Source organism: Bifidobacterium catenulatum DSM 16992 = JCM 1194 = LMG 11043 (assembly GCF_001025195.1).
GTDB lineage: Bacteria > Actinomycetota > Actinomycetes > Actinomycetales > Bifidobacteriaceae > Bifidobacterium > Bifidobacterium catenulatum.
This window is the reverse complement of the sequence record NZ_AP012325.1, coordinates 1,457,907-1,482,662: the sequence shown is the minus strand read 5'-3', so window position 1 is coordinate 1,482,662 and position 24,756 is coordinate 1,457,907. Positions and strand designations below refer to the sequence as shown.

Sequence of the window (24,756 nt, the reverse complement as noted above, 5' to 3'; positions counted from 1 at the left end):
GTATGGCTTTTGAGAACGTGGATTACAAGTCCCTTGACATTCCGGCGGCACCATTTTCTGACCCGTCGATTATTCCTGATTTTCCGAAGAACAAGGTTCCGCGCCATATCGGCGTGATTATGGACGGCAATGGTCGTTGGGCGCAGCAGCGTGGGCTGATTCGCACCGACGGGCATCAGGCTGCCGAACCGGTGGTGTTCGACACCATCGCAGGTGCCATCGAAGCCGGTGTGCGCTACCTGTCGCTGTATACGTTCTCCACTGAGAATTGGAAACGCAGCCCGCAGGAAGTGCGCTTCCTGATGGGCTTCTCGCGTGACATTATCCACCGTCGTGTGGAGCAGATGAACGAGTGGGGCGTGCGTGTGCGCTGGTCTGGCCGCCGTCCGAAACTATGGAAATCCGTTATCGACGAATTGGAAAAAGCACAGGAACGTACCAAAAACAACACGATCATCGACGTGGTGTTCTGCCTGAATTACGGCGGACGTGCCGAAATCGCGGATGCTTGCGCGGCAATCGCAAAAGAAGTGCGTGACGGAAAGATCTCCGGCGATCGCGTAACGGAAAAAATGATTGCCGAACACCTGTACAATCCCGATATCCCTGATTGCGATTTGGTGATTCGTACTTCCGGCGAACAGCGCACGTCGAACTTCCTGCCGTGGGAAGCAGCATATGCCGAACTTGATTTCGTGCCGGAACTGTTCCCCGATTGCGGTCGAGACGTGCTATGGCGTTCGATCGACCACTACATTCACCGCGACCGTCGTTTCGGCGGCGTCAAAAAGTAGTTTTTGCCTAATTGATCGCGTTCACTGTGGGGAGAGTATAAGGCTTTTCCCACAGTGTATTACTGCAGAGACTTGATGCGGGTGGTGAAGTCGGAGACGAAACGGTGGGAATCGACTTGAAGGGCCACGTGGATGCGAGGGGCGTTGGGGTCGATTAAGCCGGCGGGATCGCCGATGGTTCGACCTCGTGTGCCGTGAAAATCGCCGGTTTCGAGTTCGACTTTCATTGGCAGATTAATGCAGGTCACTAGTGACGGATCCACGGCGACGGCTGCGGCCAGCGGATCATGCAAAGGCATGCCTTGAGAAAACAGGCGTGCATCGGCTTTATAATTCGCGGCAATGGAGAAATCAGCCATGTCAGCGAGGAATACGCGCACATCGGAAGCAGATGGGCTTGAGTCTGAACTCGCGGTTCGAGCTGAAGCTGCATTCGAATTACCTGCTGAACCACCAAGTGTGTCAGCATTCGCTGCTTCACGCCAAGTACAGGTCGCATCGGAACCCATCAGGCATTGATGCGTTACGTCCAAGCCGACCATGGTGATGTCGGCACCGGAATGGAGCACGCGATCTGCGGCTTCCGGATCCTGAATGATGTTCGTTTCCGCAGTCAGATCCCAACAGTTGCCTTCCTGCGTCAACGTGCCGCCCATCATCACCAGTTTGAGTTTGCCGGCAATATCCGGTGCGGCCGCGATCGCAGCATCAATATCGGTCAGCGGACCAGTCGCAACCACAGCGACGTCGAAACCATAAGCGCGAACCTGATCAATAATGAACCGCACGCCTTCGGAAACCGAATCGGCGGAAGAATCATCAGCATGAATAGAAGAAGCCGAATCCGTAGTAAGTGACAATTCAAACGAATCAACCGCAGGATTCGCATGAACATCATCCAACGCATATCCGCCAACGGAAATCAGACTACGGTAATTGCGAGAAAAAACAGTATCGGAACCGGAATTATCCGAAAAATTATCTGGAAATGCAGTATTCGAAGACGAACTATCGCGAGCCGGGCCGAATCCTCCCAATCCATCCGTGCCGTGAAACTGTGCACAACCTGCATCCGGAATGAAACACCGAGCCCATGAAGGATGCGACGATCCACGTATCACTGGAATGTGCCGAAACCCCAACCGTTCCAGCACATACGAAGTATTGCGAACCGCAGTGTCGACGGAAACGTTGCCGTACGTGCCGATCACGCCGAGCACGTCAACAGTGTCGAACGTCGCAAGATATGCCAACGCCAGCGCATCGTCGATACCGGTGTCCACATCAAGAATCAGTCGTGTCATATTTGTATTTAATCAAACTCGTGCAATGAAGCCAAATGCAACGCATAATGGTGCGGCATCCCACAAACCATGTTCAACCCATACTGAGCAAGCAGTGTTGGACATGAAATAAAAATGCAGGATGCCGTATTCCAATATTTCGATTATTCGCACATAAACGGGTTACAAACCTACTCGTTCAAGCCCGATTATTTCAGGAATTCGTCGGTGGCAAGATCCTTGGCTTGCGGAGCGGTATGCACCACTTTGCCATGCGAGTCGGTGTAGGCATTTTCTTCGGCGATGAAATCAAAGTATTGCTGTGCCCCCTTCGTGTCGTTGGTGCCGAACACGAACGAGCCATCATTGATCTTGGCTGGATCGCCCCAATACTGGCCATCCACGATGGTCTTCATGCTCTTCTTGACGAAAGCCGGCTTGAGATTCGCGTCTGGAGCTTCCTTTACAAGGATTTCAGCGGCATCGTCCGGGTGCGAGTAGGCGTATTCGTATCCTTTTTTGGCAGCCTGCGTGAACTTCCTCACCAGATCCGGATTGGAGGAGATGGTTTTGGTGTTGGTGATGATGCCGATGGTGTCCGCATCGCCCGGCACGCCATAATCGGGTTCGGTGAAGCAATTGAGTTTCGGACCGTACATATCTGCTTGCACGCCTTCCCAAGTGGCGTAGAATCCGCCGAAATCGGCTTTGCCGCTCGACAGCGTCTGGAACGTGGATGTGCCGACCGTCACTTTGTCGAACGTGCCCTTGCCGCCATCGGTCTGGATCATGCGGCGGATCACCGCGTCAGATTCGTTCGAGCCGAACGTGGCGAAAGTCTTGCCGTCGAAGTCCTTCGGAGACTTGATCGAAGTGTTCGATGCAAGCGAGCACCAGATGGCGCTTGGTTTCTGCTGTACCTGCAGCACCTGCTTGATTTTTGCGCCTTTCAGCGTGTATGTGCCCACATTGGTGAGGTTGGATAGGGCGAAGTCGGCCATGCCGTTGTTCACGGCCTGTTCGGCGCCGGCCTGTGCCACGGCAACGATGTCCACGTCAAGCCCAGCCTGCTTGAAGTAGCCCTTGTTTTTGGCTACGTACACGCCGATATGATTGGTGTCGGGCGCCCAAGAGAGCATGAACGTCACTTTTTTCAGGCCGTTGCCGTCGGTCGTGGCCTTCGTGGAGTCGTTGCTTTGCCCGCATGCGGTCACGCCGACAAGCATGGCGATTGCGCCGAGGATCGTGATTGCTTTGCTGAAGATGCTGTTCTTCATACCTTGCGATTTCCCTTGAATCTTGCTTCTCTACCGTTTTCTAGGGATTGCGCTGCGGGCGGGGTTCGGGCAGAAAACGATACGAAGGGCCTAAGGCCCCCGCTCGTCCAATGCCCCCGGCGTTCCTTGTGGCGTCTCGTTTGGGAGACATGGAACATTGCCGGTTTGCCACGCATTGGCTAAACAGCGAGTTTCATTATACGGTGTGCACTGACGTGGCAGGACGAACGTTCGGATGCTGTTTGCTGCAAATGGCTGTCGATTTGGACGGCCTCCGCCCTGATTCCATCCAAATCGACAACCATCCACGGCGCGGAGCTCACTGCTGGGCGTCTGGATCCTCGTCGTCGCTGGTAGGGCCGAGCAGCACGCGTTCGCTGAGATTCACTAGGCACATCAAAATGCCAGTGATGACGATGATGACAAGCGTTGCCGAAAAAATCAACGGCGTACGGAACGAGTTGTAGGCGGCCTGCAGCCAAATGCCAAGACCCTTGCGTGCACCCAAATATTCTGCGGTGGCAGCAGTGGCGAAAATGTATGCGCCGGAAACGCGGATACCGCCATAAATCTGACGAGCGGCAACACGCAACTTCACATGCCACAGTGTCCATGTTTTCGTGGCACCACAAGTCAGCGCAACATCCGAATAAAACTGGGGGACCGCTTCAAGACCGCGAATCGTCTGCACTGCAATCGGGAATAAGCCGAATACTGTTACGATCACGATTTTTCCGGAAATTTCAAAACCGAACCAAATCAAGAACAGGGGAGCGATGGAAATCAACGGCATGGTCTGCGCGGCCGAAAGTAACGGGAACAAGGCGGCGTTCGCAATGCGCGAACAGTACAACAATATGCCGATAAGAATGCCGAACAGTACGGCGAACAGAAAACCGATGGTGCCTTCAATCAGGGTGACTTGGGTGGCGGGCCATAACGTCGACCAGGTTTCGACGGTGGCCTGCGCGATTTCGCTCGGCGCGGCAATCATAGTGCTGGGCACATTGCCGATACGAACCCACGTCTCCCAAACCGCCAACAGCAACACTACTGCGATGACTGTGGGAATGCTGCGCCTGCAGATGCTCAAAACAGTGGAGAAATATCGTGAGATTACTGACTGAGCATGCTCAGAGTGTACGTATTGAACGTGCGAAGCCGCCATCGTTCACCTTGCTTTCTGCGCCATAGTGGGCGCGCACGTGACCGGTGGCGAGAAATCAGTAAGGTGAGGAGCCTGTCCGCGTTCCGGTCAGAAAAGTTCATTACCGGGGTGCCAGTATAAAGCACTCCCTAAACCACGTTCTGAAACGAAAATCGCTTTTCAAACCAAAACGTAAGTCACAACTTGCGGCATAACGCAAGGTGGGTTCCGCATCTTGCCTGACACGGAACCCACCTTACTATTTACCCCTTGCTACTGCCCTGGATCAGCTTCACTCCAGTCCGATGGACTTCATGGTGTGGAGCTTCAAGGACTTGATCTCAAGCGTGCCGGATTCGGCAACAAGCTTGATGGCGCGCGGGCCTTCGGAAGCGTAGCTGAAAGAGCTCATGGCCTGGCGGCCGTCGTTCACATACACTTCCACGCAGCCGCGATCCACAAACACGCGCAGCTTGAGTTCGCCGGAAGCCAGTTCCTCGGCGGAAAGCGGGGCGGCACGGTAGCCGCGATCACCCTGGGCTGCGGCCTGACGGTCGATTACCACACGACCGATTTGATCGTCGAACGCCACGTACGTGTAAGCGCCATCTTCAGTCGCATGAATCTTCAGCCCAGCACGTTCCGCAGTGGAGGCGTTGAGATCGATGGTCATTTCGATTTCCACGGCTTCAGCATCATCAGTAATGGTCTGCTCGCCATTGACACCAAGTGAGATTGTGCCGAAATCGGTGGTGTTTTCGCGCAAGCCATCCATCTCGGCAACCGGAGCGGTGTGCAGATCGCCGTCGGCACCCAGCGTGATCTCGCGCGGAAGGGTCAGGTTGCCGCACCAGCCGTCATTCTGCATCGGAATCGGTTCAACGAACGGGCTCATCCAGCCGTATACGATCTGGCGTTCGCCGTCGTTGAACGACTGCGGAGCATAATAGTTGTGGCCGCAATCCCACAGGCGGAACTCGGTTTCCGGCTGGAACGCCTCCCCTGGAGTCCACGTGCCGATCATGTAGCCGGCGTTGGAAACGTTGCGGTTCATAAAGCCGGAAGCCTTGGTGCCCATGGCAGAGAAGCCGATAACCCACTTCTCGTTGCCTTCGGCGTTCTTGATCGGGAAGAAGTCCGGGCATTCAAGCATGAAGACGTTCGGATCCGGGTGTTCGAACAGCACGCGCTCGTAGGTCCAACGAACCATGTCGTCGGAGGAGAACAGCCACATCTGGCCGCGCTTTTCAGCGGAGGAAACACCGAAGGTCATGTACCACTTGTCGCCGGTCTTCCATACCTTCGGGTCACGGTAGTGGTGATCGACCTTGTCGAGCGGGCAGTCGATGATCATGCCGCGCTTGGTGGCGCTGGTCAGCTCGTCGTTGTCCGGCTCGGCGAGCATCTGCACCTGCCAGTCGCCGCCGGTGTTGTCGTGGCCGTTGGCCCAACGGTGGCCGGTGTAGTAGAACTTGAGCTTGCCATCGTCGCCGATTACTGCGGAACCGGAGAATACGCCGTCCTTCTCCTCTTCAAGGGTCGGGGCGAACATGATTGGCTCACGTTTCCAGTTGAGCATGTCGGTGGAGGAGACGTGTCCCCAGTGCATCGGACCCCACTGGGTGCCGTACGGGTGCAGCTGGTAGAACACGTGCCAGCGGCCCTTATAGAAGCACAGGCCGTTCGGATCGTTGATCCAACCGCCGTTGGATGCGATGTGGAACTTCGGGTACCAGCGGTTGTTGCGTTTGGCGGCCATGGCTGCAACGCCTGCTTCCGCCTGTGCCAGAGCTTCGCTGTGGTTCTTGATTTCGTGGAGGACGGGTGCGTCCGGAGTGAAGCCAGTCATCGTTGAATAGCCTTTCTTAATGATTGTTGAATCTTGCGATTGTTGAAATGTTGCTTATTTAATTTTTACATAAAAGTTTTAAGAATGCTGCCCGAAACGGAAAAAGGGGAAACGCTTCGGGCAGCACGATTTAGTTGTGTTCTTGCCGATTTTGGCGGTTACGCTCAGGCGTTTGCTTTAGCTGCGGCTTGGGTCTTGAGCTGCTTATCGGTGTAGAACGGATCACCGCCGACTTCCTGGTCGTCCTTCTTGATCACGAAGAAGCCGTAGATTAGGGCGGCCAGCACGATGCCGGAGATGGTGAAGAAAGTCGGACGGTCGCCCATGGCGTCATGCAGGGCGCCCATCGGGGTGGAGAAGATCACCTGACCGATTTGGGAAGCGATCTGGAAGCCCACCATGTACAGGGTTGCCGACAGTTTGGTGTCGAAGTGCAGGGTGAAGTAGCGGAATGCCGGTAGGCAGAACAGCGGAACCTCGATGGAGTGGAACAGCTTGACGATGGAGACACTGACTGGATCGTGGAACACGCCGCACAGGCCGATACGCAGGAACATCACGGTTGCGCCGAGCAGCAGGGAGTTACGAACGCCGATCTTCTTCATGATAATCGGAACGACGCCCATCATGGCGGACTCGAGGAACACCTGGAAGGAGTTCAGGGTGCCGTAGGTGGCGTTGCCGATTTCGGTGGTCGGGAAGAGGGAAGCGTAGTAGTTAGGGAACATCTGCTGGTCGAACACGGTATAGAAGGTGTTGGTGAACAGCATGAAGACGATGAGCACCCACAGAGTCGGCATCTTCAGAACGGAGATCATCTCTTTGAAGGATGGATTGGTTGGAGCCGCGTTCGGATCGGCTTCTTTCTTGAGCTCTTCCTTTTGCTTGGCCGGAACCCAGAAAGCGTAGACGCACAGCATGCCAAGGCCGCAGATGGAGCCGACCCAGAAGTTCAGCAGCGGGTTGATGTTGAACAGGAAACCTGCGCACAGTGCCACGATGGCGTAGCCGAAGGAGCCCCAAGCGCGGGACTGGCCGTATTCGAAGCCGAACTTACGGGAGTAGCGTTCGGTGAGCGCTTCGAACAGGGAGCAGCCGGCCATGAAGCCTGAGGAGAGCACGATGGAGCCGATGAGCACGCCGATGAAACGGGTGGTGCCGCCGGCAGTCAGCATCGGGGCGTACACGAACTGTACGAACGGGCCGACGAGCGCTGCGATGGCGGAAACGAAGATCACGAGCTTGCGCTTGATGCCCAGCTGATCCTGGATGGCACCATAGGCGAACATGATGACCAGGGTTGCCAAGGAGTTAATGGAGTAGATCTGGCCCTGCTCTGCGGAGGTCATGCCCAGGCCGTGGGTCGGGTCGGTGAGCCAGCGGGAGAAGAAGGACCACCAGATGCCCCACGAGCAGAAGAACATGAAGATGCCGAAGGAACTCTGCAGATAGGAAGGATTCTTCCATGCGGATCGAGTGTTGCTTGTCATGTTGTTTCTCTGTTTCTTTTTGTTGGTGCCACTGCCGCGCAGCACTTCATTGTTTGGCCGATGCCGTGTTATGCCGTCATTCACCCAGCTGCCGTGCCAAGTGAATGAACATGGTTTAATAATAGCGTGTCAAACGATTGACGTCAATCGATTGACGTCAATAATTACAGCACTTCTCGGAAGCGTTGTAATTAAGCCGAAATGAGGTATAAAAAGAAGGCCTTCGGCGTGTCGCGACAGGCATGTCAAAAGACCTTCTTGCATGATCTCAAATCAAGGAAATCAGCTTCGGACTGACCCCTTTTCTATCAGCGCGCAATGGATCTTCGCGGGGATCGGCGAATCCAACGGTGGCAGGGGAGCGGTGGTGCTCGGCCAGGACGAGCTGTCGACGGGCTTGCGTTCGATCAGTGAAATCAGCTTACAAGCGGCCCAATAACCCATCTCATAGTGGGGCAGCTCCACTGTGGTCAACTGCGGTTCCAGCGTTTCGGCAAACACGCGGTGGTTGTCGACGCCGACGATGGAAATATCCTTGCCGACAGTCAGTCCACGACGTGCCGCACATTCATACACATACCACGCGCGCGCATCGTTGAAACAGAAGAAACCGTCGGGATTGCGTTCATCGAACAGCTTATCGACGGCGCGCAACGCCGGGCCATTATGGAGTACATTGCACACCAACGAAGGATCGTAGGCAAAACCGGAATCCTGCAATGCCGCCTGATATCCAGCAAAACGACCGTCCTGCGCAATCATGTTTTCCGAACATCCGAGATAGGCGATCCTCTTACAATCGGCTTGGATCAGCCGTTTCGTGGCATCGTAGGCGATTTGGAATTCGTCTGGCTCGATGCTGGGTATCTGGTTGTCGGCATCGGTGGCATCCACCATCACCACCGGATAATCGCCGAGAGACGCAGGCACGGTCGCAATGCGGTTCGACATCTTCGAATAGAAGAAACCGTCCACGCCATACCGTTTCAATGTGGCTATTTCATTCTCTTCGCTTGCCTTGCCGTCGGTGCTGACCGTGATGATCATATATCCGTAGGTGCTTGCCGCATCCTGCGCACCCAGAATGATGCCGCCTGCATACGGGGTGGTGGCGACTTCTTCGCTGATGAAACCGAGAATTGGTGTGCGGCAGGTGCGTAGGCTGCGCGCCAAAGGATTGACCGTGTAGCCGAGTTCGTCCGCCTTCTCACGTATGAGCGCGGCCAACGGGGCTTTCACACGTCCCGCATCTCTGCCGTTAAGTACCAGGGAAACGGTGGAAATGGACACCCCTGCCGCTTCGGCAATTTCCTTCATCGTAGTCATAGCCGTTACACTATACCTAAATCAATAAGAAAGGCGCACTATTTTTGTAAATAGCGCGCTTTTTTGTTACTCGATACTCTATTGGTCCATCCCGGATTTATTCCGACAGGATTTCGTCCACAAGCGCCTGCTTGGCGTGGATTTGGCCTTCGAAACCGGGACGAATGTCGAGACGGATCACCACGTCGGTGCGATAGCCCTGACCGGCGAGTTTCATGGTGGCGTCGCGAATCACCTTGAGCACGTCGTCAATGTCGCCTTCAATATTGGTGAACATGGCGTTGGTTTCGCTCGGCAGTCCGGATTGGCGGATCACGTCGACTGCTTGCGCTACGTACGTGGACTTTTCAGGACTTGCTCCAGCGGGAGAGATGGCGACCGCAGCAAGCGTGTTGATATACGGTTTGCCGGTTTCCGGGTTGATCGGCACTTCCTGCTTTTCCGCATTGCGATCAAGGGTCATGTGCATTCCTTTCGTTGCGTTCCTATCGGCTTGATATGGCTTGGATTGTTGAGCGGCGATCAGCGCCATTTCCAAGCGTGGTCCATCGGTCCGGATCCGTGTCCGAGGTCAAGCTGTGCCTCCAAAGCGCCCGTCAGATACAGTTTGGCACTATTGACGGCTTCCGGCAACGTTTCGCCGAGTGCCAGGTGTGATGCGATCGCCGACGACAGCGTGCATCCGGTGCCATGCGTGTTCGGATTGTCGATGCGGCGCGCGCGGAACCAAGTGACTTTGCCGCTCGGTTCGACGAGCACATCACTGGCGTCCTGCGTACCATGGCCGCCAGTGACGAGCACCGCACAGCCGAAATGGCCGGCAAGCAGATGGCCTGCCGTCACCATGTCGTTTTCGCTGGAGATGCTTTCGCCATTCTCATAGTCGATCGCATCGGCGCCCTGCTCAACAGCCAGCTCACACAATGCTTGGGTTTCCGGCATGTTTGGTGTGATTACGGTGGCGAGCGGGAACAGCTTGGAAGTCAATGCGGCGATCGCGTCATCTTCGATGAGCTTCGCACCGGACGTTGCCACCATCACTGGATCAAGCACAATATTTTCGGCATCATGAGCGGTCAAACGGTCGGCAATCACATTGATGAGCTCAACGCTCGACACCATGCCGATCTTCACCGCGACCGGCGGAATATCGTCGAACACGGCGTCGATCTGCGCGGCCAGCATTTCCACAGGCGTGTTCGTAACCATCGTCACGCCTGTGGTGTTCTGCGCGGTCAGCGCCGCAATGGCGGTCATGCCGAATACGCCATTGGCAAGCATGGTTTTCAAGTCCGCCTGGATACCGGCGCCGCCGGAGGAATCCGATCCCGCGATGCTCAATACCGGTGGCAATGTGCTGGTCATGAATGACTCCTTACTTGCTCTTGCTTACTTATGATCTGAAGTTTTGAAATACTCGTGATCCGTGATTCTTACTTGTGCGGCACGTGCCCGTGCTTTGCGTCGCCGCGCACGGCCTTCCACCGCGAAACCATATTGCGGGTCGCTTCTTCCGGATCGCTTGCGCCGGCGATTGCCGACACAACGAACCAACCGGCTGCCTTCGAATGCGCGAGCATCTCCATATCGTCGGCGCTCACACCACCGCCGACCACAACCGGAAAATCGCTCGCATCGCAGATCGCATTGATCTGTGCCTCGTCGAGCGTATGTCCGGAACCGTCGTTGCCGCCCACGGAAGCTTCCGGCTTGGTGATGGACACATGCAACGGACCTGCCCCGATGTAGTCGATGCAGCCGGCAGGTAGCTCGTTGATGAGCTTCACCAAGCTTTCCGTTTCGGCAGACAAGCCAACAATGGCATCTTCCCCAAGTAGCGCGCGGGCTTCCTGCGGTTCCAAATCAGTTTGCCCAATATGCACGCCGTCAACCTTGATGCCCTTGTGCCGTGCTTGCCAGACTACGTCCACACGGTCGTCGATCACGAACGCCACGGAATCGGATTTGCTGTTGTGTTCGATAACCTGTGCGATATCGCGTGCCATGCTGGTGATATCTTTCGCGTCGGTATCTTTGGCCCTCAGCTGGATGAACGTTGCGCCCCCGCGCAGCGCGTCCTCAACCACGCTGGTAATCGGTCGTCCCTTGCAATCCTGCGGGCCGACCACAAAGTAGGCGCTCATATCGAATGTATCGCGCATCGATGCATATGAATAATTGTCCATATAATCACCCTTCTCGGTAAGTGGTTCGGAAAGCCTACAATGTGAAACCGGCATTCGTCCGTTTTTCCGCATACGCAATTGCCGAACTCTGCATAACATGCCGCATGGTATGCAGAGTAGCGGCAAAGTCTAGTCGATGATGATTTCGGAGGCGGCGACTTCCTCGGCGGTGACGTTCCAAAGCGCATCAAGCAGCGCCACTTGGAAGGATCCCGGGCCTGAAGATTTGGCTTCGGCGATTTCGGAAGCTCTGTTGTACAGCAGCGAAGCGGAAATCGTAGCCACCAACGGTTCCGCTACGGCTAAATATGTTGCGGTCACGCCGCCAAGTGAGCAGCCAGCGCCGGTGATCTTCGTCATCATCGCGCTGCCGCCTGGCAGACGGAACACATGCTCGCCGTCGGTCACCAAATCAACCGCACCGGAAACAGCCACCGCACCAGCGCCGATGGGGGAGCGTTTCACAAGATGGCGGGCCAGCCTCTTGGCCGCATCAACGGCTGCATCGACCTCGTCCACAGCCTCCACGCCTGCCGGACGCGTGCCGGGAACGGTAGAATCGTTTTGAGCAAGGCCCCACATCGCATCGAGTGCGATGATCTCACTCGCATTGCCACGCACGATGGTTGGCGTATAGGTGCGGAACGATTCAAGAATGGCGGTACGGGTTTTGCCGATGCCCGCGGCGACCGGATCTAGCACCCACGTCTTGCCGTTCTTGTGCAGTTTGTAGGCGATTTCCGGCAGCGCATCTTTGAAGAACGGCAGCAGCGTGCCCACATTGATGTAGTTCGATCCGGCGATTTCCGCAGTGTCGATTACATCGTCCGGCAGAAAGCTCATGGCGGCAGTACCTCCGGCGGCAAGCTGCGCGTTGGCCACAAGATTCATCGTAACGAAATTGGTAAACGACTGCGCCAAAGGCGTGGTCTCTCGTACTCTGTTGACTGCCTGCACAATCTGTTTGCGCAGCGTTGCCGAAAATGAGTCATCGCTCATTGTCTGCTCCCTACGTTGGTCCTAACCAACAGGTTCAAAGGGTCAGGCATCCGCCTATCTCAGCTTCCACTTTCGTCGGAAAGCCCCCCTGCATGTACATAACGTACTCAACCTATACAAAGGCCCTGACACTGGAGCGGTCCAGTCGATTCCGGGATCAGGTGAATGCAGCACGTTCTCGTAAATATTAGGTGCGTACGTAAATCTCATAGGCAAATCTGAATAAGAAAACCGTGATGATTGACTGCAATATCTGGCCGCTGCTGCTTGACAACGACACTGTTGAAGGCGAGAACGCCACGAAACAGTAACGCGGGTGGCGTTCTGTCACCGCGTAAAGGTAGGCTTTGCGCTTGTAAAGACCCCAAACCGTTCAAACCAGAAGGTGCATTGTGGCTGTATCCAAACTCGATGAAGTCGTATCCCTCGCCAAGCGTCGTGGCTTTGTTTTTCCCGCCGGTGAAATCTACGGCGGAACCCGTTCCGCGTGGGATTACGGTCCGCTCGGCGTCGCGCTGAAAGACAATATCAAGCGTGAATGGTGGCGTTCCATGGTCGTCACCCGTGGCGATGTGGTGGGCGTTGACACGTCCATCATTCTTCCGCCGGCCGTGTGGGTGGCTTCCGGCCACGTGTCCGTGTTCAACGATCCACTGATCGAATGCCTCAACTGCCACAAGCGCCACCGTGCAGACAAGCTTGAGGAATCCTATGCCGAAAAGCATGGCGACAAGCTGCCGGAAAACGGTCTTAAAGATATTGTGTGCCCGGATTGTGGCACCCGTGGCAACTGGACCGAACCGCGCGACTTCAACATGATGCTGCGTACCCACCTCGGACCGGTCGAAGACGAAAACTCGCTGCACTACCTGCGCCCGGAAACCGCGCAGGGCATTTTCGTGGACTTCAAGAACGTGATGACCTCTTCTCGTTCCAAGCCGCCGTTCGGCATCGCCAACATGGGTAAGTCCTTCCGTAATGAAATCACCCCGGGCAACTTCATCTTCCGTACCCGCGAGTTCGAACAGATGGAAATGGAATTCTTCGTGGCTCCGGGCACGGATGAGGAATGGCACCAGTACTGGATCGATGCACGTACCCAGTGGTACATCGATCTTGGCGTGAAGCCGGAAAACCTGCGCCACTATGAGCATCCGAAGGAGAAGCTGGCTCACTATTCGAAGCGCACCGTCGACATTGAATACAAGTTCGGCTTCCAGGGATCCGATTGGGGCGAACTCGAAGGCGTAGCCAACCGTACCGACTTCGACCTTTCCGCGCATGCCAAGCACTCCGGCGAGGATCTGAGCTACTTCAATCAGGCCACCGGCGAAAAGTACGTGCCGTACGTCATCGAGCCGGCCGCAGGCCTGACCCGCTCTCTCATGGCCTTCCTCGTTGACGCCTACGACGTTGACGAGGCACCGAACACCAAGGGCGGCGTCGACAAGCGTACTGTGCTTCGCCTTGATCCTCGCCTGGCTCCGGTCAAGGCCGCCGTGCTGCCGTTGAGCAAGAAGCCGGAACTGCAGACCGTGGCACATGATCTGGCAGCCGACCTGCGTCAGCATGACTGGATGATCGACTACGACGAAGCCGGTGCGATCGGCCGTCGCTACCGCCGTGAAGACGAAATCGGCACCCCGCTGTGCATCACTGTCGATTTCGACACGCTTGACGATCAGGCCGTCACCATTCGTGAACGTGACACCATGCAGCAGGAGCGCGTCGCACTCGACAAAGTGGCCGATTATGTGGCTGCACGCATTGGCGAGAAGCATGTGCGCTATCCGCAGCTACCGGTTGAGATGGGCGGCGAGGCTTGGCCTGAGTCCGTTAAAATCGCCGAAGCCGGTGGCTTGTACTAAAGCTGGTTACTGGTTACCATAGCGTTCTTATGCCAGATAGCATTGTGACTGCTTGCGAGGAATCCGACGTGCTCGACCCGCGTACCGACGCGGTGAGGCCGTCGGTTCCTCCGATTATTAAGCCTGTTGATTTAGGGCCGGTGCATGTTGAAACGCCGGTGGTTCTTTCGCCTATGGCGGGAGTGACTAACTGGCCGTTCCGCGTGATTTGCGAAAGCTACGGGCCGGACGGTCTGTACGTGGCTGAAATGATTACCGCGCGCGCGTTGGTTGCCCGCAATCCCAAAGCATTGCGGTTATGTCATTTCGCTCCCAGCGAGAATATCCGCTCGCTGCAACTGTATGGCGTGAATCCAGCAATCGTGGAACAGGCTGCGAAAATCGTCATCGATGAAAACATGGCTGACCATGTCGACCTGAATTTCGGATGTCCCGTGCCCAAAGTGACCAGACGCGGCGGCGGTTCGGCGTTGCCATGGAAGATGGATCTGTTCCGCGAGATCATCCAACGCGTAGTCAAGGTTTGCGACGCGGCCAATGTGCCCGTTACGGCGAAGATTCGTGTCGGCATCGACCACGAGCATGAGACGTTCCTTGAAGCCGGGCATATCGCGCAGGAGGAAGGTTGCAAGGCTGTTACCTTGCACGCGCGTACTACCGCCGAATATTACGGTGGGCATTCCGACTGGAGCAGAATCGGCGAATTGGTCGAGGCGCTTGATATTCCAGTGTTCGGTAACGGTGACATTTGGGGTGCGAACGATGCGCTTGCCATGGTTGCCGAAACCGGTTGCGCTGGCGTTGCGATCGGCCGTGGTTGCCAAGGCAGGCCGTGGCTGTTTGCCGATATTAAGAACGCGTTCGCTGGCAGTGAGAAGCGTGTCGACCCTACGCTGGGAGACGTGTGCCGTGTAGTTGAACGTCATGCGGAATTGTTGACTGAATTCTATGATGGCGATGAGCAGATGGCCGTGCATGATCTGCGTAAGCATATCGCGTGGTATCTCAAGGGATTCCCCGTTGGGGGCTCCACCCGTCGCGCGTTCATGGAATGTGAAAATCTTGAGGATGTCAGAACCGAAATAGGCAAGCTGGATCCAGACACCCGTTTCCCCGAACGAGTGGTCGACAAGCCAAGGGGGCGCGTACGCTTCGCAAAGAAAGTGCATTTGCCTTACGGGTGGTTGGAATCACGGGAAACGACGCACGATGAACGTCAGGCGTTGTTCGGTGACGATCCTATGGATGCCAGTTATTGAACATGACATGCTGATGTGGTTAAATTGTGTGGGGGCGCCGAAAGAAGATACATCTCAGGCGAAATGAACACGTTAGCAGTAAAAAAGTGAAAAAACGTCGTTACACACGACGAAAAGCGCGCGTATTACGGCGCGTCTGCGATAAAGTTGTGCGTAAACGCGAGTGACAGGAGACTATGGTGAGCGAGATTGCCCAGACTGACAATTTCAATGACAAGACGAACATCAAGGTTGTCGGTGTTGGTGGAGCTGGCGGTAATGCCGTCAATCGCATGATTGCCGAGGGTCTTCAAAGTGTTGAATTTATTGCGATCAATACCGACGCGAAGGATCTGATGCGTTCCGACGCTGATGTCAAGATCTCCTTGAACGATGCCACTAGCCGTGGTCTTGGCGCCGGTGCTGACCCGGAGAAGGGCGCCAAGGCCGCGCAGGATCATCAGTCTGATATCGAGGAATCGCTCAAGGGCGCCGATATGGTGTTCGTGACCTGCGGTGAGGGTGGTGGCACCGGTACTGGCGCAAGCCCGATCGTGGCTCGTGCCGCACACCAGCAGGGTGCGTTGACCATTGCGGTGGTTACCCGTCCGTTCAGCTTTGAAGGCCCCCAGCGTGCGGCTTCCGCAGCACTTGGCATTGAGAATCTGCGCAAGGAAGTCGATGCGTTGATCGTGATTCCGAACGATCGACTGCTTGAGCTTTCTGATCGCACCATTGGTATCGTCGATGCGTTCAAGACCGCCGACACCGCGTTGCTGGCAGGCGTGCAGGGCATCACGGACCTGATTTCTTCCAATTCGTACATTCACGTCGACTTCAACGACGTCAACGCCATTCTGCGTGGAGCGGGCACCGCACTGTTCGGCATCGGTTCCGCTCGGGGCGAGGATCGCGCTACCCAGGCCGCCGAAATCGCCATCAGCTCTCCGCTGCTGGAAGAAAGCATCGAGGGTGCTCACGGCGCTTTGATCAACATCGCAGGTCCGTCCGATCTGAAGCTGCAGGAAGCGGCCGCCGCCACCCAGCTGGTGGGCAAGGCCATCCACCCGGAAGCGCAGATCATTTGGGGTCTTTCCCTCGACGACGCCTATGGCGACGAAGTGCGTGTCACCGTCATCGCCGCAGGCTTTGACGCCAACTCCAAGAAGGCGGCTCAGACCGAGGCCCAGAAGCAGGCCGAGTCTGCGGAAAACACGATTCCGCTGTCGGCGCTGTCCGCGGCTCCGAGAGCGGCGGCTCAGCCTCAGCCTCAGCCTCAGCTCATTCAGACTCCGGAAGCCCCGAAGGTGCAGCCGCTGTCCACTTATATTCCGTCCACTCCGGAACCCGTCGTTCCGTCATTCGATCAGACCACCGAGCATGAGGTGGTGTCTTCGAGCGACGCCGGCGATTTGGATATTCCGGATTTCCTGCGCTAAAAGCAACGCGCAGACGCGAAAGGATCGTTTATGGCAGGTTTTATGAAAAGCGCGATGTCCTATTTGGGCATGACCGACGTTGCTGAGGGTGACGAGGATTTCAGCGAGGAGGATGAGAGCAGTGCAACCTCGTTCGATTCCGACCATTCCGTGACCCCGATGGCTTCGACGCCTGCCGCGACGTCCGTTCCGCGCGAACAGACCAAAGCCAACCCGTTCCAAGGAGGAAGGGTGAGCCGGATCACCACGATTCACCCGAAGTCCTATGAGGACGCGCAGCTGGTCGGGCGTGCCATTCGTGACGGCGTTCCGGTGGTGCTGAACCTAACTGGCGTTGCCGAGGCCGTTGCGTATCGCATTGTGGACTTTTCCGCAGGCGTGGTTTTCGGCGTGCGTGGCTCCATCGAGCGTGTCACTCCGCGCGTGTTCCTGCTGAGCCCAGCCCAGGTGAACATCAAGGTCGAAGAGCCGCAAGCGAATAACTCGTCGCACGATCTGTTCGTCGACTGACGTAGACGAAAGCCATTGCGAAAGCAGACTGTGCAAAGTCTCCATCAGCCATGATGGAGACTTTGTTATGTTCTGTTGCTATGGTGGTACTCCATGATTCTGTCTTTGATTGGTAGCATCGTCCACTTTCTGGTTAATGCCTACATTCTGGTGCTGTTCATTCGCATGATTCTCGATTGGGTTGCCGTGCTGGCTCCGTTGTGGCGTCCACGGGGGTTGGCTGCATCGCTGATCGACGCCATTTACCAGCTGACGGAACCGCCGCTGCGCTGGCTACGCCAATATATCCGCCCTATTCCAATGGGTCCCATCTACTTCGATGTGGCATTCATTGTTCTTTATTTCATTCTCATTGTTATTGATTTCCTCATTTAATACATGTCAAATGCCGATTTTTCGCAAAAAATCGGTGGTTCCGTGCTAGAGTCAACAAATGAAAGCAACAACAGCAAGGCATCAAGCCCAAAGCGAGGTGTAAGATTTATGGCTCTGTTGACGCCGAAAGATATCAGAGAGCATACTTTCCAGACCGTAAGGTTCAAAGAGGGGTATGATGTCGACGAAGTCGACGATTTTCTCGATCAGGTAACCGAGACGGTGGAGGCTCTAGGCAAGCAGGCGGTCGCCAGCGGCCAAGCTACTCAGTCCCTCGGCCCGGATGTTGCGGGGCTCAACTCCAAGATTTCCGAGCTCAGCGCTCAGGTTCAGTCCCTGCAGCAGGAGAACGCGACATTGAAGTCCGCCTCCGAGCAGGCAGCCGGCGCTGGTGATCAGGCAGCTCAGGCCGCACAGGTCGCAGCAGCCAAACTCACCGAGGCTGAGGAAAGCAACCGTGCTCTGTCGGCCCAGAACGAACAGCTCAAAGGTCAGGTGGATCGCCTGTCCGCCCAGGTTGACCAGCTTACCGCTCAGGCGGCTGAAGCCGCAGGCCAGGCGGATTTGGGCGAGCAGCTTACCGCCATGCAGCATGAGCGCGACGCATTCCGCGCACAGACCGAAGACCTGTCCCGTCAGCTGGCTTCCGCCCAGCAGCAGGTTGTGGTGGCCCAGCAGCAGGCCGCTGAGATTCAGCAGCTCAATGCAAGGCTTGATGAAGCCCAGGAGCAAGTCGCCCAGGCCCAGCAGCAGGATGAGCGTGCCCAGCAGCAGGCCATGCAGATTCAGCAGCTTGCCCAGCAGCTGCAGGAATCGCAGCAGCGTGAAGCCCAGCTGCGCGAACAGGTCGCCAAGGTTGAGCCAAGCACCGAAACCGGCAGCCTGCAGAAGATCGCAGGAGCTGCAGCCAGCGCCAATACGGAGCCGGAGCGCGCCACTGCCATGTTGACCTTGGCCATGCAGCTGCACGACCAGTATGTCGACAAGGGCAAAGCCAAGGCCAAGGAAATCACCGACGAGTCCCAGCGCAAGTACGACGAGCTCATCGGCAATGCCAACGACTACTCCAACCGTACTCGTTCCGAGGCTGACAACTATTCCGAAAGCACCCGTTCCGATGCTGATCAGTATTCGGCCGACACTCGTGCCAAGGCTGATGGTTACCTGAACCAGAAGACTCAGGAGGGTGACGCGTACTTGACCAAGCGTGCCCAGGAGGGTGACGCGTACTTGACCAAGCGTGCTCAGGAAGGCGACGACTACCTGTCACAGCGCACTCAGGAGGGTAACGCCTACTTGGATCAGAAGACTCAGGAAGGCGATGCCTATCTTGCGCAGAAGACGCAGGAGGGCGATACCTACTTGGATCAGAAGACTCAGGATGGCGATGCCTATCTTGCGCAGAAGACGCAGGAGGGCGATACCTACTTGGATCAGAAGACTCAGGAAGGTGACGCCTATCTTGCGCAGAAGACGCAGGAGGGCGATACCTACTTGGATCAGAAGACTCAGGAAGGTGACGCCTACCTTGTGCAGAAGACGCAGGATGGTGATACGTACTTCTCCACGAAGCACAACGAAGCCGACGAATACGAGTCCGAAGTGCAGAAGCGTGCCTTCGACTACGATTCGAAGACCCGTACCGCGGCCGACGACTATGCCCAGCAGGTCCGCGACAATCTCGAAGCACAGACCAAGGTCATCGAAGGCAACATTCAGGGTCTCAAGCAGTTCGAAACCGAATACCGCGCGCGTCTTACCGAATTCCTCGGCCAGCTTGTGTCGCAGGTGTCTGACACGAACAACTATGATCAGGATTCCCAGAACGACTGAGATTAGGCTGTGTCTGACATCATGACAAATGATCAAAGACGGCTGCGCACTCGCGTGGCCGTCTTTGCGTGTATCGCCGTTGCGGCGCTGGTACTTGATCAGATCACCAAGGCATGGGCGCAGTCGGCGCTTGCCGATGGGCATACGGTACGTGTGATTCCGGGGATTCTTTCATTCACGTTGGTGCATAATCCGGGCGCGTCCTTAGGTATGGGCTCCAACATGACGTGGTTGATTTCTCTGCTTGCCATTGTGGCTTGCGTGGCACTTGTGGGGCTGGAGATCCGTACCATTTCCATGAAATGGACGGTGGTGTTCGCTCTTGCGTTTGCCGGAGCGTTAGGCAATCTCATCGACCGTGTGGCATATGCCGAAGGTTTCCTCAACGGCAAAGTCGTCGACTTCCTCAACTACGGATGGTCGGTCGGCAATGTCGCTGACATTTTCCTGATGGTGGCGGGCGTTGCCGCAGTCGTGCTGCTGTTCGTAGGAGAACCGTTCAGCCAGAAGGAACTTGACGAACGGAACAAGGAACAGATGGAACGAACGGCTGGAGAGAAGAGCGCATGAGCCGTCTTGTTCCCGCACCCGATGCGCTTGTCGGCAAACGTTTCGATGTCGCCGTTGCCAAAATGCTAGGCATTTCCCGTGCCAAGGCAGCGGAACTCATCGAAGGCGGGCAGGCGCGTGTGCTTGGTCGTGACATTTCCAAATCGTCGACCCTGCAATCAGGCGAAACCGTGGAATTTGATATTGTCGAGGAACGAACCGAGCCTGAACCAATCGCGCATGATATGGCCGTGGTCTATGAAGACGACGATGTGGTGGTGGTTGACAAGCCGGTGGGCGTGGCGGCTCATGCTTCTGTCGGCTGGACCGGTCCGACGGTGCTTGGCAGTCTGCTTGACAGGGGAGTGCATATCACCTCTTATGGCGCTGCAGGGCGTCAAGGCATCGTATCCCGTCTCGACGTGGGCACATCTGGCTTGATGCTCGTGTGCAAGTCCGATCTCGCCTACGTGGAAATGCGCAGGCAATTCGCCGAACATGAAGTCGTGAAGACCTATCATGCGCTCGTGCAGGGCAATCTCAGGGAAAACAAAGCAACCATCGAAGCGCCGATCGGTCGCGCCAAAGTCTCCGATTTCCGTTTTTGTGTGACGCCTGCCGGCAAAGAGGCCGTCACCCATTGGGATGTGATGGAACGTTTCGGCGAGGCGACACTGGTTTCCGTGAACCTTGAAACCGGGCGCACGCATCAGATTCGCGTGCATTTCTCATCCATCGGGCATCCGCTTGCCGGAGACGCCATGTATGGCGCCAATCCGCAACTGAGCGAAACGTTGGGACTGGAACGGCAGTGGTTGCACGCGATGCAACTCGAATTCCGCCATCCGCGAACCCGTGTCTGGACTACGGTGAAATCGCATTATCCAGCTGATTTGCAACATGCGCTTGATGTGATGCACGGAAGGCACGACACACAAGATAAGCCCGAAGCGTGAGCACACGTCACCAATCACCGGTAGATTGGACTGCATGGCTACTTCCGGAAATTTCGTACAACTGCATAATCATACGCATTATTCGCTGCTTGACGGCGCATCGAAAATTCCGGATCTGGTCAAGCGCGCCAAAGAACTCAATATGCCCGCCGTCGGCATCACCGACCACGGAAACATGCATGGTGCATACGAAATGTGGAGCACCGCGGTCAAAGAGGGTGTCAAACCGATCATCGGCATCGAAGCGTATGTGACGCCGGAAACCGCGCGACAGGACCAAACCCGCGTCAGCTGGGACACCAATTGGAATCCCGATATCGATCCGCAGCATCGCCGGCGCAACCCCAACGACGTATCCGGCGGCGGCCTGATCACCCACCTTACGATGTGGGCCGAAACCGACGAAGGCCTCGTCAATCTTATGAAAGCGTCCACCGACGCGAATCTTGAGGGCCGTGTCATGCGATACCCCCGAATGGATAAGGAGATCCTTGCCAAATATTCCAAAGGCATCATCGCATCTTCCGGATGCCCGTCAGGAATCATACAAACGCGACTGCTGCTCGGCCAATTCGACGAAGCATTGCGCGCCGCGGGGGAATTGCAGGATATTTTCGGACGTGACAATTTCTATATCGAATTCATGGACCACGGTCTGAAGATCGAAAAGCAAGTGACCGACGGTCTGCTGGATATCGCGAAAAAACTGAACGCGCCGCTGCTTGCCACCAACGATTCGCATTACGTGCGTGCTGAAGACGCGGGCTCGCAGGATGCCATGCTATGCATCAACTCGGGCTCCACGCTGGACGAGCCGGGACGATTCAAATTCGATGGAACCGGCTACTATCTGAAATCCGCCGAAGAAATGCGCGAACTGTTCAAAGACATTCCCGAAGCGTGTGACAATACGTTGGAAATTGCCGAACGCTGCAACGTCATGTTCGACGATCATGAGGATGGCGCGTTCATGCCGCAATTCGACTGCCCGGAAGGCTGGGATGAGACCTCGCTGTTCCTGCGGAAAGTCGAGGAAGGCTTGGAACAGCGCTATGACGGGCATCCGCCGATCGAAGTGCTCAAGCAAGCCGATTACGAATGCGGTGTGATCTGCCAGATGCAGTTCTGCGGATACTTTCTCGTGGTGGCCGACTACATCAATTGGGCTAAATCGCATGGCGTGATGGTGGGACCGGGCCGTGGATCGGCGGCAGGAGCCATGGTGGCGTACGCCATGGGCATCACCGAACTCGACCCAATCAAACATGGCCTGATCTTCGAACGATTCCTTAACCCGGAACGTGTGTCACTACCTGATATTGACGTCGATTTCGATCCGGATGGCCGCGGCCGTGTGCTTGATTACGTTGGCGACAAGTACGGTCGAGACAAGGTCGCGCAATGTGTGATCTACGGCACTATCAAAACCAAGCAGGCGCTGAAGGATTCAGCGCGAATCATGGGCTACGAATTCTCCATGGGCGAGCGCATCACCAAGGCGTTGCCGCCGGCGCAGACGGGTGGCAAGGATATTCCGTTGCGTGATATTTTCGAGCCGACGTCGAAGCGTTATGCGGAGGCTCGTGAATTCCGTGAATTGTATGATTCCGATCCGGATGCGAAGCGTGTTACGGATGAGGCGATGGGCATTGAGGGTCTGATTCGTCAGACCGGCGTGCACGCGTGCGCCACGATCATGGGTAGCGAGCCGATTTCGAATACGTCGCCGCTGCTGGAACGTACCGATGGTACGGTTACGACCACGTTGGAGTATCATACGTGTGAAACGCTTGGTTTGGTCAAGATGGATTTTCTTGGTCTTTCCAACTTAACGGTTATTCGCGATACGTTGAATAATATCGAGGCGAATGGCAAGGAACGTATCGACCATACGAAGATTCCGTTGGATGATCGTGCCACGTACGATCTGTTGTCGCGAGGTGACACGCTTGGCGTGTTCCAGTTGGATTCCGATGGTATGCGTTCGTTGCTGAAGACGTTGAAGCCGAATAACTTCAACGATATTTCCGCATTGATCGCGCTGTATCGTCCTGGGCCGATGGATATGGATTCGCATACGAATTATGCGAAGCGTAAGAATGGTTTGCAGAAGATCACGCCGATTCATCCTGAGGTGGCTGAGCCGCTGAAGGAAGTGCTTGATGAGACGTATGGTCTGATTGTGTACCAGGAGCAGGTGCAGTCGGCTGCGCGTATTTTGGCTGGTTATTCGTTGGGCAAGGCAGATGTGCTTCGTCGAGCGATGGGTAAGAAGAAGCCTGAGGTACTAGCCAAGGAGAAGGTGCCGTTCTTCGCGGGCATGAAGGAGCATGGGTATTCCCAGGAGGCGGCTCAGGCCGTGTGGGATATTTTGGTGCCGTTCTCAGGTTACGCGTTCAATAAGGCGCATTCGGCCGCATACGGTTTGATTTCGTATTGGACCGCGTATTTGAAGACGCATTATCCGGTGGAGTTCATGGCGGCTTTGCTGCAGGGTGCGAGTACGAACAAAGACAAGACCGCGTTGTATTTGGGTGAGGCTCGCCGCATGGGCATTCAGGTGTTGTCGCCTGATGTGAACGAGTCGGTGTATGAGTATTCCGCTGTTGGCGATGTGGTGCGTTTTGGCCTTGGCGCCATTCGTAATGTTGGCAAGGCTGCGGTTGATGCGATTGTCAAGGAACGTGACGGCAGTCATGGCAGGTATGTGAATTTCCCTGATTTCATCAAGCGTGTGCCGATGGAGGCGTTGAATCGTCGATTGGTTGAATCGTTGATCAAGGCTGGTGCGTTTGATTCGATTGATCCGAACCGTCGTGCGTTGTTTACGATTCATGAGGCTGCGATTAATTCGGTGGTCGGTTTGAAACGTAAGCAGGCTGAGGGCCAGTTTGATTTGTTCGCTGATTTGGAGGATTCCGGCGAAGATGATGCCGGCATGGGTGATGCCATGGTGAGTGTGCCTGATGTGGAGGAGTGGGATAAGAAAACCAAGTTGAATTTCGAGCGTGAAATGCTTGGTTTGTATGTGTCCGACCATCCGTTGAGCGGTATGCAGTCGATTCTGGTGTCGTTGAGTGAAATGTCAATCGCGCATCTGATCGATCGTGCCGCGAATATGCCTGACGGCCAGCAGGTGACGGTGGCAGGCTTGATCACGAATGTGGATCGTCGCGTGTCGAAGAAGGGCAATCCTTGGGCGATTGTGACGATTGAGGATTTGGAAAGCTCCATCCAGTGCATGTTCTTCGGCAAGGTATATGAGGCCGCCGCTCCCGAACTGGCGGTCGATACGGTGGTGCAGATTCGTGGACAGGTTGAAAAACGTGATGAGACGGTGAGCATGCGTGCCACGGAATTTAACGTGCCAACGTTAGAGGCGCAGGATGAGAAGCCGGTGACGATTATGCTGCCGCCGATCGCGCTTGACCAATCGCATGTGCAGCAGTTGGGGCAGATTCTCTCAAATCATCCTGGACCTTGCGAAGTGAAGCTCGCGTTGATGGACGATAAGGGCAATGCCAAGGTGCTGACGTTCGGCGACCGTTTCCGCGTGCGCCGCGACACGAGTCTGTTCGCTGAGATCAAAATCCTTTTTGGTCCCAGTTCGCTGCCTTTGGGCTGACCGGTCGTGGGG

General features: G+C 55.9%; 19 protein-coding genes, 1 pseudogene and 1 riboswitch. Of the genes and pseudogenes, 10 read left to right on the top strand and 10 right to left on the bottom strand.

Annotated features, from left to right (window positions below; translation table 11 throughout):
- Positions 1 to 2: 2 nt before the first annotated feature.
- Positions 3 to 794 carry an isoprenyl transferase gene (locus BBCT_RS06330; RefSeq protein ID WP_003834244.1) on the top strand — a complete coding sequence of 264 codons (792 nt, stop codon included), beginning with the start codon at positions 3 to 5 and terminating at the stop codon, positions 792 to 794.
- A 59-nt stretch (positions 795 to 853) separates the two neighbouring features.
- Here the strand turns inward: BBCT_RS06330 and BBCT_RS06325 are convergent, their stop codons facing one another.
- From BBCT_RS06325 to BBCT_RS06280, 10 genes and pseudogenes are all read right to left on the bottom strand, one after another.
- The gene (locus BBCT_RS06325) at positions 854 to 2,098 is read right to left on the bottom strand and encodes a nucleoside hydrolase (RefSeq protein ID WP_003834246.1); all 1,245 of its coding nucleotides are present in this window, start codon (positions 2,096 to 2,098) and stop codon (positions 854 to 856) included.
- A gap of 188 nt (positions 2,099 to 2,286) precedes the next feature.
- A complete protein-coding gene (locus tag BBCT_RS06320) occupies positions 2,287 to 3,354 on the bottom strand; it encodes an ABC transporter substrate-binding protein (protein ID WP_003834249.1) in 1,068 nt (355 codons plus the stop codon).
- A 319-nt stretch (positions 3,355 to 3,673) separates the two neighbouring features.
- A complete protein-coding gene (locus BBCT_RS06315) occupies positions 3,674 to 4,522 on the bottom strand; it encodes an ABC transporter permease (protein WP_003834251.1) in 849 nt (282 codons plus the stop codon).
- 271 nt (positions 4,523 to 4,793) lie between these two features.
- Entirely contained in the window at positions 4,794 to 6,350 is a 1,557-nt protein-coding gene (locus tag BBCT_RS06310) for a glycoside hydrolase family 32 protein (RefSeq protein WP_003834253.1), read from the bottom strand.
- 164 nt (positions 6,351 to 6,514) lie between these two features.
- Positions 6,515 to 7,840 carry an MFS transporter gene (locus BBCT_RS06305; protein ID WP_047750664.1) on the bottom strand — a complete coding sequence of 442 codons (1,326 nt, stop codon included), beginning with the start codon at positions 7,838 to 7,840 and terminating at the stop codon, positions 6,515 to 6,517.
- 282 nt (positions 7,841 to 8,122) lie between these two features.
- Positions 8,123 to 9,166, bottom strand: coding sequence for a LacI family DNA-binding transcriptional regulator (locus BBCT_RS06300; RefSeq protein ID WP_047750662.1), 1,044 nt, complete (start codon positions 9,164 to 9,166; stop codon positions 8,123 to 8,125).
- Positions 9,167 to 9,263: 97 nt separating this feature from the next.
- The gene (locus BBCT_RS06295; RefSeq protein ID WP_004220731.1) at positions 9,264 to 9,629 is read right to left on the bottom strand and encodes a thiamine-binding protein; all 366 of its coding nucleotides are present in this window, start codon (positions 9,627 to 9,629) and stop codon (positions 9,264 to 9,266) included.
- A 59-nt stretch (positions 9,630 to 9,688) separates the two neighbouring features.
- Complete coding sequence (gene thiD / locus BBCT_RS06290; protein ID WP_003834286.1) at positions 9,689 to 10,531, bottom strand: bifunctional hydroxymethylpyrimidine kinase/phosphomethylpyrimidine kinase; 843 nt, start codon at positions 10,529 to 10,531, stop codon at positions 9,689 to 9,691.
- Positions 10,532 to 10,608: 77 nt separating this feature from the next.
- Positions 10,609 to 11,352: pseudogene (locus BBCT_RS06285) on the bottom strand (thiamine phosphate synthase); the annotation flags it as partial.
- Positions 11,353 to 11,481: 129 nt separating this feature from the next.
- Positions 11,482 to 12,351, bottom strand: coding sequence for a hydroxyethylthiazole kinase (locus BBCT_RS06280; protein ID WP_003834289.1), 870 nt, complete (start codon positions 12,349 to 12,351; stop codon positions 11,482 to 11,484).
- Positions 12,342 to 12,451, bottom strand: a riboswitch (TPP riboswitch). (Overlaps the previous gene by 10 nt.)
- Before the next feature lie 292 nt (positions 12,452 to 12,743).
- Here BBCT_RS06280 and BBCT_RS06275 point away from each other — a divergent pair.
- The 9 genes from BBCT_RS06275 to dnaE all read left to right on the top strand — a co-directional run bounded on the left by BBCT_RS06275 (position 12,744) and on the right by dnaE (position 24,744).
- Positions 12,744 to 14,219, top strand: coding sequence for a glycine--tRNA ligase (locus BBCT_RS06275; RefSeq protein ID WP_003834294.1), 1,476 nt, complete (start codon positions 12,744 to 12,746; stop codon positions 14,217 to 14,219).
- Positions 14,220 to 14,248: 29 nt separating this feature from the next.
- Positions 14,249 to 15,478 (top strand): tRNA dihydrouridine synthase DusB, encoded by a 1,230-nt coding sequence (gene dusB / locus BBCT_RS06270; protein ID WP_003834296.1) that lies wholly within the window; start codon positions 14,249 to 14,251, stop codon positions 15,476 to 15,478.
- 176 nt (positions 15,479 to 15,654) lie between these two features.
- Entirely contained in the window at positions 15,655 to 16,896 is a 1,242-nt protein-coding gene (gene ftsZ / locus BBCT_RS06265) for a cell division protein FtsZ (RefSeq protein WP_003834298.1), read from the top strand.
- Positions 16,897 to 16,926: 30 nt separating this feature from the next.
- Positions 16,927 to 17,406, top strand: a complete 480-nt coding sequence (locus BBCT_RS06260; RefSeq protein WP_003834301.1) for a cell division protein SepF — start codon at positions 16,927 to 16,929, stop codon at positions 17,404 to 17,406.
- 93 nt (positions 17,407 to 17,499) lie between these two features.
- Positions 17,500 to 17,781: a YggT family protein gene (locus tag BBCT_RS06255; protein ID WP_003834303.1), complete on the top strand. Its 282-nt coding sequence runs from the start codon at positions 17,500 to 17,502 to the stop codon at positions 17,779 to 17,781.
- A gap of 108 nt (positions 17,782 to 17,889) precedes the next feature.
- Positions 17,890 to 19,614, top strand: coding sequence for a DivIVA domain-containing protein (locus BBCT_RS06250; protein ID WP_003834305.1), 1,725 nt, complete (start codon positions 17,890 to 17,892; stop codon positions 19,612 to 19,614).
- A 21-nt stretch (positions 19,615 to 19,635) separates the two neighbouring features.
- The gene (locus tag BBCT_RS06245) at positions 19,636 to 20,184 is read left to right on the top strand and encodes a signal peptidase II (protein WP_003834307.1); all 549 of its coding nucleotides are present in this window, start codon (positions 19,636 to 19,638) and stop codon (positions 20,182 to 20,184) included.
- Positions 20,181 to 21,119, top strand: a complete 939-nt coding sequence (locus BBCT_RS06240; RefSeq protein WP_003834309.1) for an RluA family pseudouridine synthase — start codon at positions 20,181 to 20,183, stop codon at positions 21,117 to 21,119. Before BBCT_RS06245 ends, BBCT_RS06240 begins: the two co-directional genes overlap by 4 nt.
- Positions 21,120 to 21,153: 34 nt before the next feature.
- Complete coding sequence (gene dnaE / locus BBCT_RS06235) at positions 21,154 to 24,744, top strand: DNA polymerase III subunit alpha (RefSeq protein WP_003834311.1); 3,591 nt, start codon at positions 21,154 to 21,156, stop codon at positions 24,742 to 24,744.
- The last annotated feature ends 12 nt before the right edge of the window (positions 24,745 to 24,756 follow it).

Bases quoted from the DNA above. Each gene is read 5' to 3' on its own strand.
- BBCT_RS06240 (WP_003834309.1), top strand. From the start codon at position 20,181: ATGAGCCGTCTTGTTCCCGCACCCGATGCGCTTGTCGGCAAACGTTTC.
- BBCT_RS06325 (WP_003834246.1), bottom strand. From the start codon at position 2,098: ATGACACGACTGATTCTTGATGTGGACACCGGTATCGACGATGCGCTG.
- BBCT_RS06315 (WP_003834251.1), bottom strand. From the start codon at position 4,522: ATGGCGGCTTCGCACGTTCAATACGTACACTCTGAGCATGCTCAGTCA.
- dnaE (WP_003834311.1), top strand. From the start codon at position 21,154: ATGGCTACTTCCGGAAATTTCGTACAACTGCATAATCATACGCATTAT.
- ftsZ (WP_003834298.1), top strand. From the start codon at position 15,655: ATGGTGAGCGAGATTGCCCAGACTGACAATTTCAATGACAAGACGAAC.
- BBCT_RS06330 (WP_003834244.1), top strand. From the start codon at position 3: ATGGCTTTTGAGAACGTGGATTACAAGTCCCTTGACATTCCGGCGGCA.
- BBCT_RS06310 (WP_003834253.1), bottom strand. From the start codon at position 6,350: ATGACTGGCTTCACTCCGGACGCACCCGTCCTCCACGAAATCAAGAAC.
- BBCT_RS06295 (WP_004220731.1), bottom strand. From the start codon at position 9,629: ATGACCCTTGATCGCAATGCGGAAAAGCAGGAAGTGCCGATCAACCCG.
- thiD (WP_003834286.1), bottom strand. From the start codon at position 10,531: ATGACCAGCACATTGCCACCGGTATTGAGCATCGCGGGATCGGATTCC.
- BBCT_RS06260 (WP_003834301.1), top strand. From the start codon at position 16,927: ATGGCAGGTTTTATGAAAAGCGCGATGTCCTATTTGGGCATGACCGAC.
- BBCT_RS06245 (WP_003834307.1), top strand. From the start codon at position 19,636: ATGACAAATGATCAAAGACGGCTGCGCACTCGCGTGGCCGTCTTTGCG.
- BBCT_RS06305 (WP_047750664.1), bottom strand. From the start codon at position 7,840: ATGACAAGCAACACTCGATCCGCATGGAAGAATCCTTCCTATCTGCAG.
- BBCT_RS06300 (WP_047750662.1), bottom strand. From the start codon at position 9,166: ATGACTACGATGAAGGAAATTGCCGAAGCGGCAGGGGTGTCCATTTCC.
- BBCT_RS06280 (WP_003834289.1), bottom strand. From the start codon at position 12,351: ATGAGCGATGACTCATTTTCGGCAACGCTGCGCAAACAGATTGTGCAG.
- BBCT_RS06250 (WP_003834305.1), top strand. From the start codon at position 17,890: ATGGCTCTGTTGACGCCGAAAGATATCAGAGAGCATACTTTCCAGACC.
- BBCT_RS06320 (WP_003834249.1), bottom strand. From the start codon at position 3,354: ATGAAGAACAGCATCTTCAGCAAAGCAATCACGATCCTCGGCGCAATC.
- BBCT_RS06255 (WP_003834303.1), top strand. From the start codon at position 17,500: ATGATTCTGTCTTTGATTGGTAGCATCGTCCACTTTCTGGTTAATGCC.
- dusB (WP_003834296.1), top strand. From the start codon at position 14,249: ATGCCAGATAGCATTGTGACTGCTTGCGAGGAATCCGACGTGCTCGAC.